This is a genomic window from Streptomyces sp. NPDC057565, from assembly GCF_042801455.1.
Lineage (GTDB): Bacteria > Actinomycetota > Actinomycetes > Streptomycetales > Streptomycetaceae > Streptomyces > Streptomyces yanii.
Window position 1 is genome coordinate 38,853 of record NZ_JBHVFU010000024.1, and the last position, 14,966, is coordinate 53,818.

At 68.8% G+C, this 14,966-nt stretch carries 13 protein-coding genes; 3 read left to right on the forward strand and 10 right to left on the reverse strand.

The window, feature by feature from the left end; all coding sequences use genetic code 11:
• Positions 1-6: 6 nt before the first annotated feature.
• Complete coding sequence (locus tag ACFU8W_RS31155; RefSeq protein WP_327243979.1) at positions 7-1,026, reverse strand: LacI family DNA-binding transcriptional regulator; 1,020 nt, start codon at positions 1,024-1,026, stop codon at positions 7-9.
• 96 nt (positions 1,027-1,122) lie between these two features.
• Here ACFU8W_RS31155 and ACFU8W_RS31160 point away from each other — a divergent pair, with 96 nt between their 5' ends.
• Positions 1,123-2,793, forward strand: a complete 1,671-nt coding sequence (locus ACFU8W_RS31160) for an ATP-binding protein (protein WP_384044138.1) — start codon at positions 1,123-1,125, stop codon at positions 2,791-2,793.
• Complete coding sequence (locus tag ACFU8W_RS31165; RefSeq protein WP_384044141.1) at positions 2,790-3,467, forward strand: response regulator; 678 nt, start codon at positions 2,790-2,792, stop codon at positions 3,465-3,467. Before ACFU8W_RS31160 ends, ACFU8W_RS31165 begins: the two co-directional genes overlap by 4 nt.
• 96 nt (positions 3,468-3,563) lie before the next feature.
• Here ACFU8W_RS31165 and ACFU8W_RS31170 read toward each other — a convergent pair whose 3' ends face one another.
• The 6 genes from ACFU8W_RS31170 to ACFU8W_RS31195 all read right to left on the reverse strand — a co-directional run bounded on the left by ACFU8W_RS31170 (position 3,564) and on the right by ACFU8W_RS31195 (position 10,336).
• Positions 3,564-5,156 (reverse strand): cation acetate symporter, encoded by a 1,593-nt coding sequence (locus ACFU8W_RS31170; RefSeq protein WP_384044144.1) that lies wholly within the window; start codon positions 5,154-5,156, stop codon positions 3,564-3,566.
• Positions 5,153-5,596: a DUF485 domain-containing protein gene (locus tag ACFU8W_RS31175; protein ID WP_384044147.1), complete on the reverse strand. Its 444-nt coding sequence runs from the start codon at positions 5,594-5,596 to the stop codon at positions 5,153-5,155. The genes ACFU8W_RS31170 and ACFU8W_RS31175 overlap by 4 nt, the downstream gene beginning before the upstream one ends.
• Positions 5,597-5,727: 131 nt before the next feature.
• Complete coding sequence (locus ACFU8W_RS31180) at positions 5,728-6,408, reverse strand: response regulator (protein ID WP_384044150.1); 681 nt, start codon at positions 6,406-6,408, stop codon at positions 5,728-5,730.
• Positions 6,405-7,568, reverse strand: a complete 1,164-nt coding sequence (locus ACFU8W_RS31185; protein ID WP_384044152.1) for a sensor histidine kinase — start codon at positions 7,566-7,568, stop codon at positions 6,405-6,407. Before ACFU8W_RS31185 ends, ACFU8W_RS31180 begins: the two co-directional genes overlap by 4 nt.
• The gene (locus ACFU8W_RS31190) at positions 7,565-8,083 is read right to left on the reverse strand and encodes a DUF1453 domain-containing protein (protein ID WP_345514329.1); all 519 of its coding nucleotides are present in this window, start codon (positions 8,081-8,083) and stop codon (positions 7,565-7,567) included. The genes ACFU8W_RS31185 and ACFU8W_RS31190 overlap by 4 nt, the downstream gene beginning before the upstream one ends.
• 132 nt (positions 8,084-8,215) lie before the next feature.
• Positions 8,216-10,336 (reverse strand): type IIA DNA topoisomerase subunit B, encoded by a 2,121-nt coding sequence (locus ACFU8W_RS31195; RefSeq protein WP_384044155.1) that lies wholly within the window; start codon positions 10,334-10,336, stop codon positions 8,216-8,218.
• Positions 10,337-10,775: 439 nt separating this feature from the next.
• Here ACFU8W_RS31195 and ACFU8W_RS31200 point away from each other — a divergent pair, with 439 nt between their 5' ends.
• The gene (locus ACFU8W_RS31200) at positions 10,776-11,009 is read left to right on the forward strand and encodes a hypothetical protein (protein ID WP_037701300.1); all 234 of its coding nucleotides are present in this window, start codon (positions 10,776-10,778) and stop codon (positions 11,007-11,009) included.
• A 106-nt stretch (positions 11,010-11,115) separates the two neighbouring features.
• On the opposite strand, the gene ACFU8W_RS31205 is transcribed toward ACFU8W_RS31200, so the two are convergent.
• The 3 genes from ACFU8W_RS31205 to ACFU8W_RS31215 all read right to left on the reverse strand — a co-directional run bounded on the left by ACFU8W_RS31205 (position 11,116) and on the right by ACFU8W_RS31215 (position 14,817).
• Positions 11,116-11,946 carry a S1 family peptidase gene (locus ACFU8W_RS31205; protein WP_384044158.1) on the reverse strand — a complete coding sequence of 277 codons (831 nt, stop codon included), beginning with the start codon at positions 11,944-11,946 and terminating at the stop codon, positions 11,116-11,118.
• A gap of 128 nt (positions 11,947-12,074) precedes the next feature.
• Positions 12,075-13,625, reverse strand: coding sequence for an RNA polymerase sigma factor (locus ACFU8W_RS31210; protein WP_384044161.1), 1,551 nt, complete (start codon positions 13,623-13,625; stop codon positions 12,075-12,077).
• A 325-nt stretch (positions 13,626-13,950) separates the two neighbouring features.
• Positions 13,951-14,817 carry a FadR/GntR family transcriptional regulator gene (locus ACFU8W_RS31215; RefSeq protein ID WP_384044289.1) on the reverse strand — a complete coding sequence of 289 codons (867 nt, stop codon included), beginning with the start codon at positions 14,815-14,817 and terminating at the stop codon, positions 13,951-13,953.
• Between the last annotated feature and the right edge of the window lie 149 nt (positions 14,818-14,966).

The following is a 14,966-nucleotide window of genomic DNA, read 5'->3' on the forward strand; positions in this document are numbered from 1 at the left end:
CGACGATCAACCGGAAGTGGTTCGTGGGGGCTGTGCGGTGGACCCCCGCACCACCAGTTCCGGCTCGAAGAGCAGCTCGTCGGAGGGCACGGCCCGGCCCCCGATCTGCACGGAGAGCAGCTCGACAGCGGCGCGCCCCATCGCTTCGATCGGCTGCCGGACCGTGGTCAGCGGCGGCTCGGTGCAGTTCATGAAGGCCGAGTCGTCGTACCCGACCACCGAGACATCGGCGGGCACGGAGAGGCCGCGGCGGCGGGCCGCGCGCACGGCGCCGAGCGCGAGCGGGTCGCTGGCACAGATGATGCCGGTGACCCCCTGGTCCAGCAGGCGCATGGCCGCGGCCTGCCCGCCCTCCAGCGAGAACATGGCCCTCGCCACCCACTCGTCCGGCACGGTGGTGCCGGCCGCCCGGGCGAGCGCGCGGGCGGCCGCGAGCTTGCGCTGCGAGGGCACGTGGTCGGAGGGACCGAGCACCAGGCCGATGCGCTCGTGGCCGAGCGACACCAGGTGGCGCCACGCCTGCTCGACGGCGACCGAGTCGTCGCAGGACACCCCGGGGAAGCCGAGGTGCTCGATGGCCGCGTTGATCAGGACGACCGGGATCCTGCGGTCGGCCAGCACCTTGTAGTGATCGTGCGGGGCGTCCGCCTGGTGGTAGAGCCCGCCCGCGAAGACCACACCCGACACCTGCTGCTGCAGAAGCAGCTCCACGTAGTCGGCCTCGGAGACGCCCCCCTTGGTCTGGGTGCACAGGACGGGGGTCAGCCCCTGCTGGGCGAGCGCACCGCCGACGACCTCGGCGAAGGCCGGGAAGATCGGGTTCTGCAGCTCCGGCAGGACCAGTCCGACCAGCCGGGCCCGCTCGCCGCGCAGCTGGGTCGGACGCTCGTAACCGAGGACGTCGAGCGCGGAGAGGACGGCCTTCCGGGTGGCGTCGGAGACTCCGGGCTTGCCGTTGAGCACCCGGCTGACCGTGGCCTCGCTGACTCCCACCTTCTGTGCCACCTGAGCAAGTCGTCGCGTCATACGCGCAAGATTAGCGAAAAAAACGCAAGCGGATTGCGTAGAGTTGGAAAGAAGGGAGATTTCAGGAAGCAGAGGGCGGCGTTTTACCTTCATACGATGAGCGCCCCACAGCCCACCCCCCGGAGACCGCGACGGCTCGGCTGGCCGCAGCGGGTCTTCTCCCAGGTGCTGCTGATGCAGCTCGCCATCGCCACCGGCGTCACCGTACTCGCCACCGGCCTCTTCCTGGCACCCCTCAGCACGCAGCTCGACGACGAGGCGATGCACCGTGCGCTCGCCATCGCGCAGAGCACGGCGGCCCAGCCACAGATCGCCGAGTCCCTGCTCACCACGGCACCTGTGCCCGGGGGGCCCGTGCAATCCGCCACGGAGCGGATCAGGCGGTCCACCGGCGCCGAGTACGTCGTCGTCATGGACCGGCACGGGGTGCGCTGGTCGCACACCGACACCCGCCGGATCGGCAAGGTCGTCTCGACCGACCCCAGTGAGGCGCTCGCGGGCGGAGAGATCATGGAGATCGACAGCGGTACGCTCGGCCGCTCGGCACGTGGCAAGGTGCCGCTCCGCGACAACGCGGACCACATCGTCGGAGCGGTCTCGGTCGGCATCGCGTACGACAGTGTCCGCGCCCGGCTCCTGGCGGCGATCCCGGGGCTGCTCGCCTACGCGGGCGGGGCGCTCGCCGTCGGGGCTCTGGCTGCCTACCTGATCTCCCGCCGCATCCAGCGACAGACCCACGACCTGGCGTTCTCCGACATCTCCGCGCTGTTGACCGAGCGCGAGGCGATGCTGCACAGCATCCGCGAAGGCGTCGTCGCGCTGGACCGTACGGGACGCATCCGGCTGCTGAACGACGAGGCGCAGCGGCTGCTGGGACTCGACTCCGACGCCGCGGGCCGCCCGCTCGACGACGTGCTCGGCCGGGGGCGGACCGCGGACGTGCTTGCCGGCCGAGTGGTGGGCGACGATCTGCTGACCGTGCGCGGCAACAGGGTGCTGCTCGCCAACCGGATGCCGACCGCCGACGGAGGCGCCGTCGCCACCCTCCGCGACCGCACCGAACTCGAACACCTCGGCCGCGAGCTCGACTCCACCCGCGGTCTGATCGATGCCCTGCGCGCACAGGACCACGAGCACGCCAACCGACTGCACACCCTCCTGGGGCTGCTGGAGCTGGACATGCACGAGGACGCGATGGAGTTCGTCACCGAGGTCGTCGGCGTCCACCGGGCCACCGCCGAGCAGGTCACCGAGAAGGTCCGCGATCCGCTGCTGGCCGCCCTGCTGGTCGGCAAGGCGACGGTCGCCGCGGAGCGCGGCGTATCGCTGCGCATGGCCCCCGGCACGCTGCTCCCTGACCGGCTGGTGGACCCGCGCGGGCTGGTGACCGTCGTCGGCAACCTCGTCGACAACGCCCTGGACGCAGCCGCCGGATCGGACGACGCTCTGATCGAGGTGGGGCTACGGACGGATGGCCGTACGGTGGTGCTGCGGGTCCGCGACAGCGGCCCCGGCGTCCCTCTCGAGCATCGCGAATCGGTCTTCACGGAGGGCTGGTCGACCAAGGAACTCCCGGCGCACGGCAAGCGTGGTCTGGGTCTCGCGATGGTACGGCGGCTGGCTGAACGACAGGGCGGCAGCGCCACCGTGGACGGGCCGCCGGAAGGCGGCGCCGAGTTCACTGTCGTACTGCCCGAGGCGCTCACCGAACCGGGTCTCACGGACACACAGTTTCCGGAGCCGGATCTCACGGGAGGAGTTCAGTGATCCAGGTCCTGGTCGTGGACGACGACATCCGGGTCGCGCGGATCAACGCGGCGTATGTCTCGAAGGTGCCCGGCTTCCGGGTGGCGGCGCAGGCGCACAGCGCCGCCGAGGCCCTGGCCGCGGTCGAGTCGCAGCACGTGGATCTCGTCCTGCTCGACCACTACATGCCCGACCGCAATGGCCTGACCGTGGTGCGCGAGCTGCGCAGGCTCGGTCACCGCACTGACGTGATCATGGTGACTGCGGCGCGTGACGTCGCCACCGTCCAGGAGGCCATGCGGCACGGCGCGCTCCAGTACCTGGTGAAGCCGTTCACCTACGCGGGGCTGCGTACCAAGCTGGAGGCGTACGCGGCGCTGCACCACACTCTGGAGGGCGGCGGCGAGACTGAGCAGGGAGACGTGGACCGGCTCTTCGGCGCTTTGTGGGCGGCGGGCGAACCCGACCTGCCCAAGGGGCACTCCCCCACCACTGCGGAACTGGTCCGCCAGGTGCTCAAGGGGGCCGAGGGGCCGCTCTCCGCACAGGAGATCGCGGAGAGCGCCGGAATGAGCCGGCAGACCGCGCAGCGCTACCTGAAGCTGTTGGAGCGGACGGGTCGGGTGCGGCTGACACTGCGGTACGGCGAGACAGGCCGCCCGGAACACCGCTACACCTGGGCCTCGGGCTCCTAGGAAATCCCTGCGGGACGGACCGCCGACCCGCATCCACCACAGTCCAGTCCCGCATTCCGGGCCCGGCTCGTCCGCCGTCCGCCGCACCCTGACCGGCTACACCGCCCCCGCCCCGGTCAGCGCGCGGACCTCGGTCTCCGCATGCTTGGCGGCGTCGGGCGGCTCGGGTGACGTGACTGTGCCGATCCAGCCGGCCAGGAAGCCGAGCGGGACGGAGACCAGCCCGGGGTTCTCCAGCGGGAAGAACTGGAAGTCGACGCCGGGGAAGAGCGAGGTGGGGCTGCCGGAGACGACCGGTGAGAGCAGGACGAGCAGCACCGCGGGGATCAGTCCTCCGTAGACCGACCAGACCGCCCCTCGCGTGGTGAAGTGGCGCCAGAACAGCGAGTACAGCAGCACCGGCAGATTGGCCGAAGCGGCGACGGCGAAGGCCAGCGCCACCAGGAACGCCACATTCAGATCCTGCGCGACCAGCCCGAGCGCGATGGCGGCCACCCCGATCCCGGCCGCGGCGACCCGGGCCACGGTGACCTCGCTGTGCTGCGTCCGGCCCGGACGCCTGAGCGAGGCGTAGAGGTCGTGGGCCACAGAGGTGGACGAGGCGAGCGTGATCCCGGCGACGACGGCGAGGATGGTCGCGAAGGCCACGGCGGCGACCACCGCGAACAGGATCGTTCCCCCGGTGGAACCTTCACCGCCGCCGAGCACCAGGGCCAGCAGCGGGACGGCGGTGTTCCCGGCGGGATTCGACGCCCGTACGTCCGCCGAACCGACCAGCGCCGCCGCCCCGAACCCGAGCGCGATCGCCATCAGGTAGAAGCTGCCGATGAGGCCGATCGACCAGACGACCGAGCGGCGGGCGGCGCGGGCGGTGGGCACGGTGTAGAAGCGCGACAGGATGTGGGGCAGTCCTGCTGTACCGAGCACCAGGGCCAGCCCGAGGCTGATGAAGTCGAATCGCGCGGTCCGGCTGCCGCCGTACTTGAGTCCGGGCGAAAGGAACTTCAGTCCGTGCCCGCTCCGTTCGGCGGCGGAGGTGAGGAGCGCGTTGACGTTGCCATGGAAATGGACCAGAACCAGCACGGTGAGCACGGTCGCGCCCATCATCAGCAGGACGGCCTTGACGATCTGGATCCAGGTCGTGGCACGCATCCCCCCGAAGGACACATAGATCACCATGAGCGCCCCCACCCCGATGACGGTCCAGGAGCGGGCGGCGTTGCTCGTACCGCCGAGGAGCAGGGCGACCAGGCTGCCCGCACCCACCATCTGCGCCACCAGGTAGAGCACGGAGACGGTGACGGAGGAGATGCCCGCCGCGATCCGCACCGGACGTTCCGCCATGCGTGCGGCCACCACATCCGCGAGGGTGAATCGACCGCAGTTACGGACGAGTTCGGCGACCAGCAGCAGGACCACGAGCCAGGCGACGAGGAAGCCGACCGAGTACAGCATGCCGTCGTAGCCGAACAGCGCGATCAGACCGGAGATGCCGAGAAAGGATGCGGCCGACATGTAGTCACCGGCGATGGCGAAACCGTTCTCCATGAGGGAGAACAACCGACCGCCGGCATAGAACTCCTCCGCCGAGCCGTGCCGGTTGCGGCTCACCCAGGTGGTGATGGCGAGCGTCACGGCGATGAATGCGCTGAACAGAAGCAACGCCAGGGTCTGGTGATTCCCGCTCAACGCCCGATCCCCCGCGTCATCTCCTGGGTCTCCCACCGCAGCTCGAGCGCGGCCCGGTCCCTGCGCAGCCGCGCATGACGTGTGTACGCCCCGGTGAGCAGGAACGTGGTGAGGAACTGCCCGAGCCCCGCGGCCATCGCCACGTTGACGGCCCCGGCTACCGGACGGGCCATCAGTCCGGGTGCGGTGACCGCCGTGACAACGTAGGCGAGGTACCAGACGACGAAGGCCAGGGTGGCGGGGACGACGAACCGCCGGTATCGACGCCGCACTTCCTGGAAGGCCGCGCTGCGCTGCACCTCCAGATAGATGTCTGCCGCGCTGTGGCTGCGCTGCGGGGCCACGGGCCCGGGTGGCCCGACGGGCACGAAGCCCCCCGCACCGTCCAGCTCGCCCCATCCGGAGGCCAGAGCGTCGCACCACGGGTCGTCGACTCGCATCGCTGCAGCGTCGCGCCCTGCTTCCTTCTCCACCGAACAACTCCCCTTGTCCACGGACCACTTCGGCCGCGTACCCAAGAATGGGCAGATCAGGAGGTTCCCGGGCACTTCAATCGCCGCTCTTCACCTCTTCAGGTGAAGGATGCCCCGGGCGGGTGTGCGAGACCCCGAACGTACGCATAGCGCACGGCCTGTGCTCTGTCGCGCACCCCGGCCTTGGCGAAGAGATTGTTGATGTGACTCTTCACCGTGGCCTGCGAGATGTGCAGCCTGCGGGCGATCTCCTGGTTGGACATCCCCTCGGCGATCAGGACGAGTACTTCCGCCTCGCGGGGCGTGAGACCGTCGGGCAGTTGCGACTGGGCAGGCAGCGGCCCGGCGGGGGCCGGTGCTGTGGCGACCCGCTCCAGCAGCCGACGCTGCACCACGGGCGAGAGCCCGGCCTCGCCCGACAGCACTGCCTGGATGGCCCGCACGATCTCGTCGCCCCCGGCGTCCTTCGTGAGGTAGCCGCGGGCGCCCGCCTGCAGCGCGGGGAAGAGCGAGTCGTCGTCCGCGAACGTCGTGAGGACCACCACCTGCGTGCCCGGATGCTCCGTGCGGATGCGCCGTGTTGCCTCCACTCCGTCGCAGCGGGGCATCCGAAGATCCATCAGAACCACATCGGGTGCCCGCTCGGCGACGAGCGCGACGGCCTCTTCCCCGTCCCTCGCCGATCCCACCACCTCGATTCCGGGCAACAGCCCCAGCAGCATCACGATTCCCTCGCGCACCACCGATTGATCGTCGGCGACCACGACCCGCGCGTTCACGCGGGCACCCGCAGACTCACCACGAACCCCTCCTCGCCCGGACCTGCCTCCAACGTCCCGCCGAGCAGCTCGGCGCGCTCCCTCATCCCCAGCAGACCGTATCCGGATCCGCTGACAGCGAGCTCGTCCACGGGCCGGTGACCGCCCCGGTCCCTGACCTCCAGAGCGACTTCGCCCGGCAGGTACTCCAGCCGTACGAGAACGGTGGCCCCCGGCGCGTGCTTGCGCACATTGGTCAGCGCCTCCTGCGCCACCCGTCGGACCGTCTGCGAGGCCTCTGCCGTCAGTAGCCGCTGTTCCCCGGCCACGGTCACCTCGCCCGGCTCCGCAGTCACAAGCTGTCTCAGGAAGTCCTCCACCGGCGCGACCTCGCCCCGGAGCGCGGAGAGCGCCTGGCGGGTCTCGGCGAGCCCCTCGCGCGCCATCGACCGCGCCGCCACCACTCGTTCCAGGACCTGGTCCCGGAACTCCCCGGAAGGCTCTCGCTCAATGAGGAGCCGCGCCGCCTCCAGGTGCACCAGCTGCGCGGAGAGACTGTGCGCGAGCACATCGTGTATCTCCCGAGCGATCCTGGAGCGCTCGTTCAGCGCCGCCGATTCCGCTTCCGCCGCCCGCGCCGCCCGCTCCTGCACCAGGAGCCGCAGGGCGCTGCCACGTGCCTCGGCATCCAGCCGGAGCACGTATCCCGCGAGGCAGAGGCCCCCCGTGGTCAGCGCCGTCGTCATCCACCCGTCGGTGTTGACGGCGGCGTACGCGGCGAGCGCGACGGCCGTGGCGGGAACAGCCGCCGAGAGCGGCAACCGCTCCAGTGCGGTCACCGCGCAACCGCACCACAGGACTACGGCCGGCACACCGGCACCGGCTTGCTGCGCCCCGAAGGCCGCCGCCATCAGCAGCCCCATCAACCCGAGGGAGGGCCACAGCCGGTGTTCCAGACTGGTCCGGAAGAATGCCCACGCGGTCCAGGCGCAACCCAGTACGCCCAGCAGTCCGACCGCGACGTCCCAGGGACCGAACTTTCCGGCGGTGAAGGTGCCCCAGAGCACGAGGGCCAGCAGGAGCGCGCGTACGGACCAGGCAATGATCGCCCGCGGGCGCGTGCGCCCCTGTCGGGAGAGTGCCTCCCGGGACGGCCAACTTGTCCAGGCAGCGCGCGTCACACACGATCCTTCCACGCCGGCTGCGACGACAGGCCGCCGACAGCATCACCGTACGCCGGGCTCATCCCCCGGGCCCGCCAGGTCAGCACAGCGCTGCGCGCGAGCAGCGTCAGCGCAAGAGCGGCCATGAGGGCGGCACTGCCCTGACGTATGCCCATCAGCGCGGCTGTCCCGTACAGCGCGGCTCTCATCGCCAGACCTCCCGTCCAGACCAGGAGGGTGGCCTTGGTGCCTCTGCTCCACAGAGATCCGTCCGACTCGCGCCACAGCCGGGTCGTCCAGCCCCAGCCCACGCCGATGGCCAGCCCTACCAGCAGTTCGGCGCCGAGGACCACCGCGGACAGTGCCTCGTGGCGCGGATCGGTCAGGCCGGGTTCGCGCAGGGACAGGAAGATCAGAATGCCGGGCAGGACCCACCAGCGCCGGTCGTCCGCGATCCGTCGTGCCGAGCACTGGCGGACCACGACGAGCGCGATGACGGCAATGATCACCAGGACGTCGATGAGTCCTGACATGGCGGCCTCCGAAGTGCGGAAAGGTTCAACACCTTCGACGCTACGGAAAATGCCAGGTCAGAGGATCAGCTCAGGGGTTGATCGTGGGTGGAGCCGCCGTCTCCACCCAGGGGTGGAGACGGCGGCTGCCGGTCACGCGTCGATGCGCGAGCGGTCAAGCGTGGCGGCCGAGCTGGTGATGAATTCCTTGCGGGGCGCGACCTCGTTGCCCATCAGCAGATCGAAGACCTGCTCGGAGGATTCGAGGTCGCCGATGTTGATCCGCCGCAGTGTCCGGTGGCGCGGATCCATCGTGGTCTCGGCCAGCTGGTCGGCGTCCATCTCGCCCAGCCCCTTGTAACGCTGGATCGAGTCCTTGTACCGGACGTTCTTGCGCTGCAGCTCCAGCAGCGTCTGGCGCAGTTCGCCGTCGGAGTAGGTGTAGATGTACTTGTCCTGGCCCTTCTTCGGCTGGACCAGCTCGATCCGGTGGAGCGGGGGCACAGCGGCGAAGACGCGCCCCGCCTCGACCATGGGCCGCATGTATCGCTGGAAGAGCGTCAGCAGCAGGATGCGGATGTGCGCGCCGTCGACATCGGCGTCCACCAGGAGGACGATCTTGCCGTAGCGGGCGGCGTCGATGTCGAAGGTCCGCCCGGACCCGGCCCCTATGACCTGGATGATCGCGCCGCACTCGGCGTTCTTCAGCATGTCCGAGACGGACGCCTTCTGGACATTGAGGATCTTGCCCCGGATCGGCAGCAACGCCTGGAACTCACTGTTCCGGGCGAGCTTGGCCGTGCCGAGCGCGGAGTCCCCCTCCACGATGAAGAGCTCGCTGCGGTCCACGTCGTCGCTGCGGCAGTCCGCGAGCTTGGCCGGCAGCGAGGAGGACTCCAGCGCCGTCTTACGACGCTGCGCGTCCTTGTGCTGTCGGGCCGCGATGCGCGTGCGCGCGGCGGCGACCGCCTTGTCCAGGACTGCCCTGGCCTGCGCCTTGGCATCCCGCTTGGTGGAGGTCAGGAATGCCTTGAGTTCCTTGGCGACGACATTGGCGACGATCCGGTTGGCCGCCGATGTGCCGAGGACCTCCTTGGTCTGGCCCTCGAACTGCGGCTCCGCCAGCCGTACGGTGACGACTGCGGTGAGGCCCTCCAGGGCGTCGTCCTTGACGATGTCGTCCTCGGCGACCCGCAGGAGCTTCGCGGAGCGGAGGACCTCGTTGACCGTCTTGGTCACGGAGCGTTCGAACCCGGTCACATGTGTGCCGCCCTTGGGGGTGGCAATGATGTTGACGAAGGACTTGAGATTGGTGTCGTATCCCGTGCCCCAGCGCATGGCGATGTCGACGGCCAGCTCACGCGTGACCTCGGTCGCCGTCATGTGCCCGCGCTCGTCCAGGACCGGCACGGTCTCCTTGAAGGTGCCGTGCCCGGTCAGCCGCAGCACGTCGCAGACGGCCTTGTCCTGGGCCAGGTACTCGCAGAATTCACTGATTCCGCCGTCGAAGCGGAACGTCTCCTCGGTCTTGCCCTCACCGTCGAGACCGCGTTCGTCGCGTACGACGATGGTGAGTCCGGGGACGAGGAATGCCGTCTGCCGGGCCCGCTGGTGGAGCGTCTCCAGGCCGAGCTTGGCGTCCTTGAGGAAGATCTGCCGGTCGGCCCAGTAGCGCACCCTGGTGCCGGTGCGCGCCTTCGGGACCCGCTTCCCCTTGCGGAGGCCGTTGGCCGGGTCGAACGGACTGTCCGGGCCCTGCTCCGTGAAGATGCCCGGCACCCCGCGCCGGAAGCTGATCGAGTGGGTCGCGCTGTTGCGGTCGACCTCGACGTCGAGCCGGGCCGAGAGCGCGTTGACCACGGAGGCTCCCACACCGTGCAGGCCACCGGACGCGGCGTACGAGCCGCCGCCGAACTTTCCGCCGGCGTGAAGCTTGGTCATGACGACCTCGACGCCGGACAGTCCGGTCTTGGGCTCGACATCGACGGGGATGCCCCGGCCGTTGTCCCGGACCTCGACGGAGTTGTCCTCGTGGAGGATGACCTCGATGTGGTCGCAGTAACCGCCTAGGGCCTCGTCGACGGAATTGTCGATGATCTCCCAGAGGCAGTGCATGAGGCCGCGGCTGTCGGTCGACCCGATGTACATCCCGGGGCGCTTGCGGACTGCCTCAAGCCCCTCGAGCACGAGAAGGTGCCGCGCGGTGTAGTTGGAGCCGTCTCGGTCGGCTCCGGTCAGCAGCGCAGTGGACGGCACGGACGTATCGGCGGTCACGCGGTTCGCTCCTCGCTGAATTTCATTTGGGGTCCAGGTGGGTAACGGGCTCGGCTTCGGTTGCCGCTGAGAGCCTACCGAGGCCTGGTAGAGCGGTTGTACCGCCTCCCTCAGGGAATGCTCACACTAGACCAGCCTCGCATACACGTTCGATCCCTCGTTGGAGTGACGCGCACATCACGTTCCCTTCGAGGCATGAACCATTTAGGCTCCGGGCACGTCCTCATGAACAAACCGGCAAGCCGGCCGGACGGACCGACCGACCCATACAAGCAACGCGAAACCGTAGCGCTACGCAATACGGCACATTCGCCGCCAACCGGCAACAGACAGCCATCTTGAGAAGAAGTTTCGAAGAAAAGCCACGAGCGGGAACGTTTTCGGCCTGGTTGGATGTTGACCCTGGTACGACAGCTCGTCGAGCTAGAGAAGAGGCGACGTGACTACTGTTCTGACCCCCGCGAGCCCGCTGACCGCAGCAGACCGCTGTGACCGTTGCGGCGCCCAGGCATATCTGCGCGTCGTCCTGATCAGCGGCGGTGAACTGCTCTTCTGCGCCCACCATGGTCGCAAGTTCGAGCCGGAACTCAAGAAGATCGCCGCGGAAATACAGGATGAGACGGACCGGCTGACAGCCGTGCAGGCCAATGCCGTCGAAGAGGAACAACACTGACACCTCGCATCCACGACGAGCCAGGGTCCGGCTCCGTACCGGCCGACGGGCGGCTCCCCCACCGAGGGGGGAGCCGCCCGTTCTCGTAGCTACGGAGCGACGCCGGTCAGCTACTGCCCGCCATCCAGCCCGCCGCCGCGGAGATCCTCGTGTAGACGCCGGGGCTTCCTGCCATCCCACAGCCATTCCCCCAGGACACCAGGCCGATGAGCCGCCCACCGGCCACCAGCGGCCCTCCGCTGTCCCCCTGGCATGCGTCGTGCCCGCCGTGCGGTTCGCCCGCGCAGAGCATCGTCGAGACCTCGTACGCGGCGCCCCTGCCACCCGGGTAGGCCCGCTCACACGTGCTGTCCGGCAGAACCCTCACCTGGGCGGAGCGGAGCGACGTCACGTAGTCGCCGGTCCCGGAGGTGTCCCCCCAGCCGTAGACGAGGGCTGCGCTACCCGGCTCATCGGCCCGGTCACCGGCTGCGGCCATCGGGATCACACTCTCTCCGGGGAGCGCGTCGGCCAGGGTGAGCACCGCCAGATCGCCGGAGTTGGTGGTGGGGTTGTACCCCGGGTTGATCCATGTCTCCTTGACCGCGACCTCACGGCCGCCGGAGCCGGTCAGCTCATCCCGCCCGGCAATGATCCGCAGGTCGTGCACCTGACTCACATCGATGCCGAGCGCCTCCCGGCTCAGACAGTGCGCGGCGGTCAGCACCTTCGTCGGCCCTACCAGCACAGCACCGCAGAACTGCCCCGCACGGGTACCTCCGAAACGGTTACGGCTGGACAGTGCCACGACCCACGGACTGTCCTTGACATGTGCCGGCTGCCCACCGATGACGATGCTGTCGGCAGCCGCCGGAACCGGCGACCCGAGCGGTATCAGGGCTGCCGCAGCAACCAGGGCGAACAGCCCGGTCATGGCGCGGACGACGGTACGGAACATGCGCACTCCTGACTCTGCGGTGGACCATGCCTACTCAGAGTCATCCAGCGTGTCGGCAACCGCACCCGCACATGCGTCGAGGGCCCGGTTCCTCGGAACCGGGCCCTCGACCTGCTTACTCCCGCGACTTAGTCGAGGTAGTCGCGCAGCACCTGCGAACGCGACGGGTGGCGCAGCTTCGACATGGTCTTCGACTCGATCTGACGGATGCGCTCACGCGTCACGCCGTAGACCTTGCCGATCTCGTCGAGGGTCTTCGGCTGCCCGTCCGTGAGACCGAAGCGCATCGAGACCACGCCGGCCTCACGCTCGGAGAGGGTGTCGAGCACCGAGTGCAGCTGCTCCTGGAGGAGCGTGAAGCTGACCGCGTCGGCCGGGACGACCGCCTCGGAGTCCTCGATCAGGTCACCGAACTCGCTGTCCCCGTCCTCACCCAGCGGCGTGTGGAGGGAGATCGGCTCACGACCGTACTTCTGGACCTCGATGACCTTCTCGGGGGTCATGTCGAGCTCCTTGGCCAGCTCCTCCGGGGTGGGCTCACGGCCCAGGTCCTGGAGCATCTGACGCTGCACACGCGCGAGCTTGTTGATGACCTCGACCATGTGCACCGGGATACGGATGGTGCGGGCCTGGTCGGCCATGGCGCGGGTGATCGCCTGACGGATCCACCAGGTGGCGTACGTGGAGAACTTGTAGCCCTTGGTGTAGTCGAACTTCTCGACCGCGCGGATCAGACCGAGGTTGCCCTCCTGGATCAGGTCCAGGAACAGCATGCCGCGGCCGGTGTAGCGCTTGGCCAGCGAGACCACGAGGCGGAGGTTGGCCTCCAGCAGGTGGTTCTTGGCCCGGCGCCCGTCCTCGGCGATGATCTCCAGCTCGCGCTTGAGCTTCGGCGCGAGCTTGTCGGAGTTCGCCAGCTTGTCCTCGGCGAACAGGCCCGCTTCGATGCGCTTGGCGAGCTCGACCTCCTGCTCGGCGTTGAGGAGCGGGACCTTGCCGATCTGCTTCAGGTAGTCCTTGACCGGGTCGGCCGTGGCACCTGCGACGGCGACCTGCTGCGCGGGCGCGTCGTCCTCGTCGTCGTCGGAGAGGACGAAGCCCTTGTTCTCGCCCTCGCCCTCCTCGTCGTCGCCCTTGCCGACCTGCACTTCCTCGACAGCCTCGTCGCCGTCGAGGAGCTCGTCGGCGTCCTTCTTACCGGCCTTCTTCGTTGCAGTCTTCTTGGCCACCGTCTTCTTCACGGCGGTCTTCTTGGCAGCCGTCTTCTTGGCTGCCGCCTTCTTCGCAGGGCTGGCCGCGGCAGCGTCGTCGGCCACCACGTCCACGGTCTCGGCCGACGGGGCGGCGGTGGCCGCGACGGTCCTCGTCACGGTCGTCTTGGCCGCGACAGTCTTGGTGGCGGTGCGCTTGACCGGGCTCTTCGCTGCGACGCTCTTGCGGGCGCGCTTCGGCGACTCCGCGGCACTGACCATCAGCGTCACACCCTCTTCCTCGAGGATCTGGTTGAGGCTGCGCAGAACATTCTTCCACTGGGTTGGCGGAATCTGGTCAGCCTCGAAGGCCCGACGCACGTCATCGCCGGCGATCTGCCCATCAGCCTTTCCCCGCTCGATGAGCGCCATCACAGACTCGGACTCGGCGATCTCCGGCGGGAGCGTACGGGATGTGCTGGCCGACACGAACAACCTCTCGGAACGATGGAAAACGGCTTCCGGCCCGGCCCTGGAGAGGGCTGGAACCGACGACCGTCGGGCTGGGAATGTACCGACGGCGCGGGTTTGGCCTCAGAACTGCACAGCGCCGTCAATGGCTGCTGTATTCCTTCCGCGGCGGTCACCTCTTAAGTCATCGCACTGCCTCAAGGAGTGTTACGCCCAATCCACGTGGCCCGAGTCACACCCCATGTGTGGCGAATGCGACCAAGGGTGACATCCCTCAACAATTGAGCCGCCGGACCGCGAGGGCCCGGCGACACATGGTTCGTACACCCTGGCCGTACCGTCGTCAGTGCTCGCGCGGCGCCGGCACCACCCGGTCCACCTCGGGGTGGACGACGAGCAGTTGACGCATGGCCGCCTCGGCACCCGCCGCGTCGCCGCTCGCGAGGGCGTCGACGATCCGGACGTGGTGACCGAGGGACGCCTCGGCGGGGCGGTCACAGCCGGTGACCGGACCGCCCGAAACCTGGAGGGCGGCGGAGACGATGCCGGAGAGATGTTCGAGCATGCGGTTGCCGGCGGCCTGGATCAGCAGGGAATGGAACTCGGCATCGGCTCGCGAGTAAGTGATCACGTCGCCTTGCGCGAGCGCGTGCCCCATGATCTCGACCATGTCACCGAGCCGCTGCTGAATGTCCTCACGGCCATGACCGGCGGCAAGGCGAGCGGCGAGCGGTTCGATCGTCCAGCGGAGCTCACCCAGCTCGCGACGCTGGTCGTCGCGCTGCGGACCGAAGGCTCGCCATTCGATGATGTCGGGATCCAGCAGATTCCAGTCACTGACCGGACGGACCCGGGTACCCACATTGGGCCGGGCGCTGACCAGCCCCTTGGCCTCGAGAACGCGCAGAGACTCACGTACGACCGTGCGGGACACCTCGAAGCGCTGGCCGATCTCCTCCGGCACGAGCGGGCGATCGGCGCCCAGATCACCGGAGACGATCATCTGACCGAGCTGCTGAACGAGCTGTCCGTGGAGGCCACGGCCGCGGCTGGCCGAACCCCGCCGACTCGCTCGCCCCAGCTCTGCATCGGTGCCGTCCCACGAACGGATGGCGGCGCGCTCGCCGGCCGGCGCCTCCGTATAGGGGTAGCGGTCGAGTTCACCCGAGCCGGCGAGGCCGGAATCGACGGAGCGGGCGGCGGTCATCATGGTGTGCGCAAGGGTACTCACGCATCCTTTGTCGGCGCGGCTCGCCCGCCTCTTGAGGTCTTTGGTGAAAAGCACACGAAAGGGTGATCGGCGCCCACCCCCCAATTGACGCCTTATCTGCATAAAACGGGCACGCTGAAGAGAGTTGA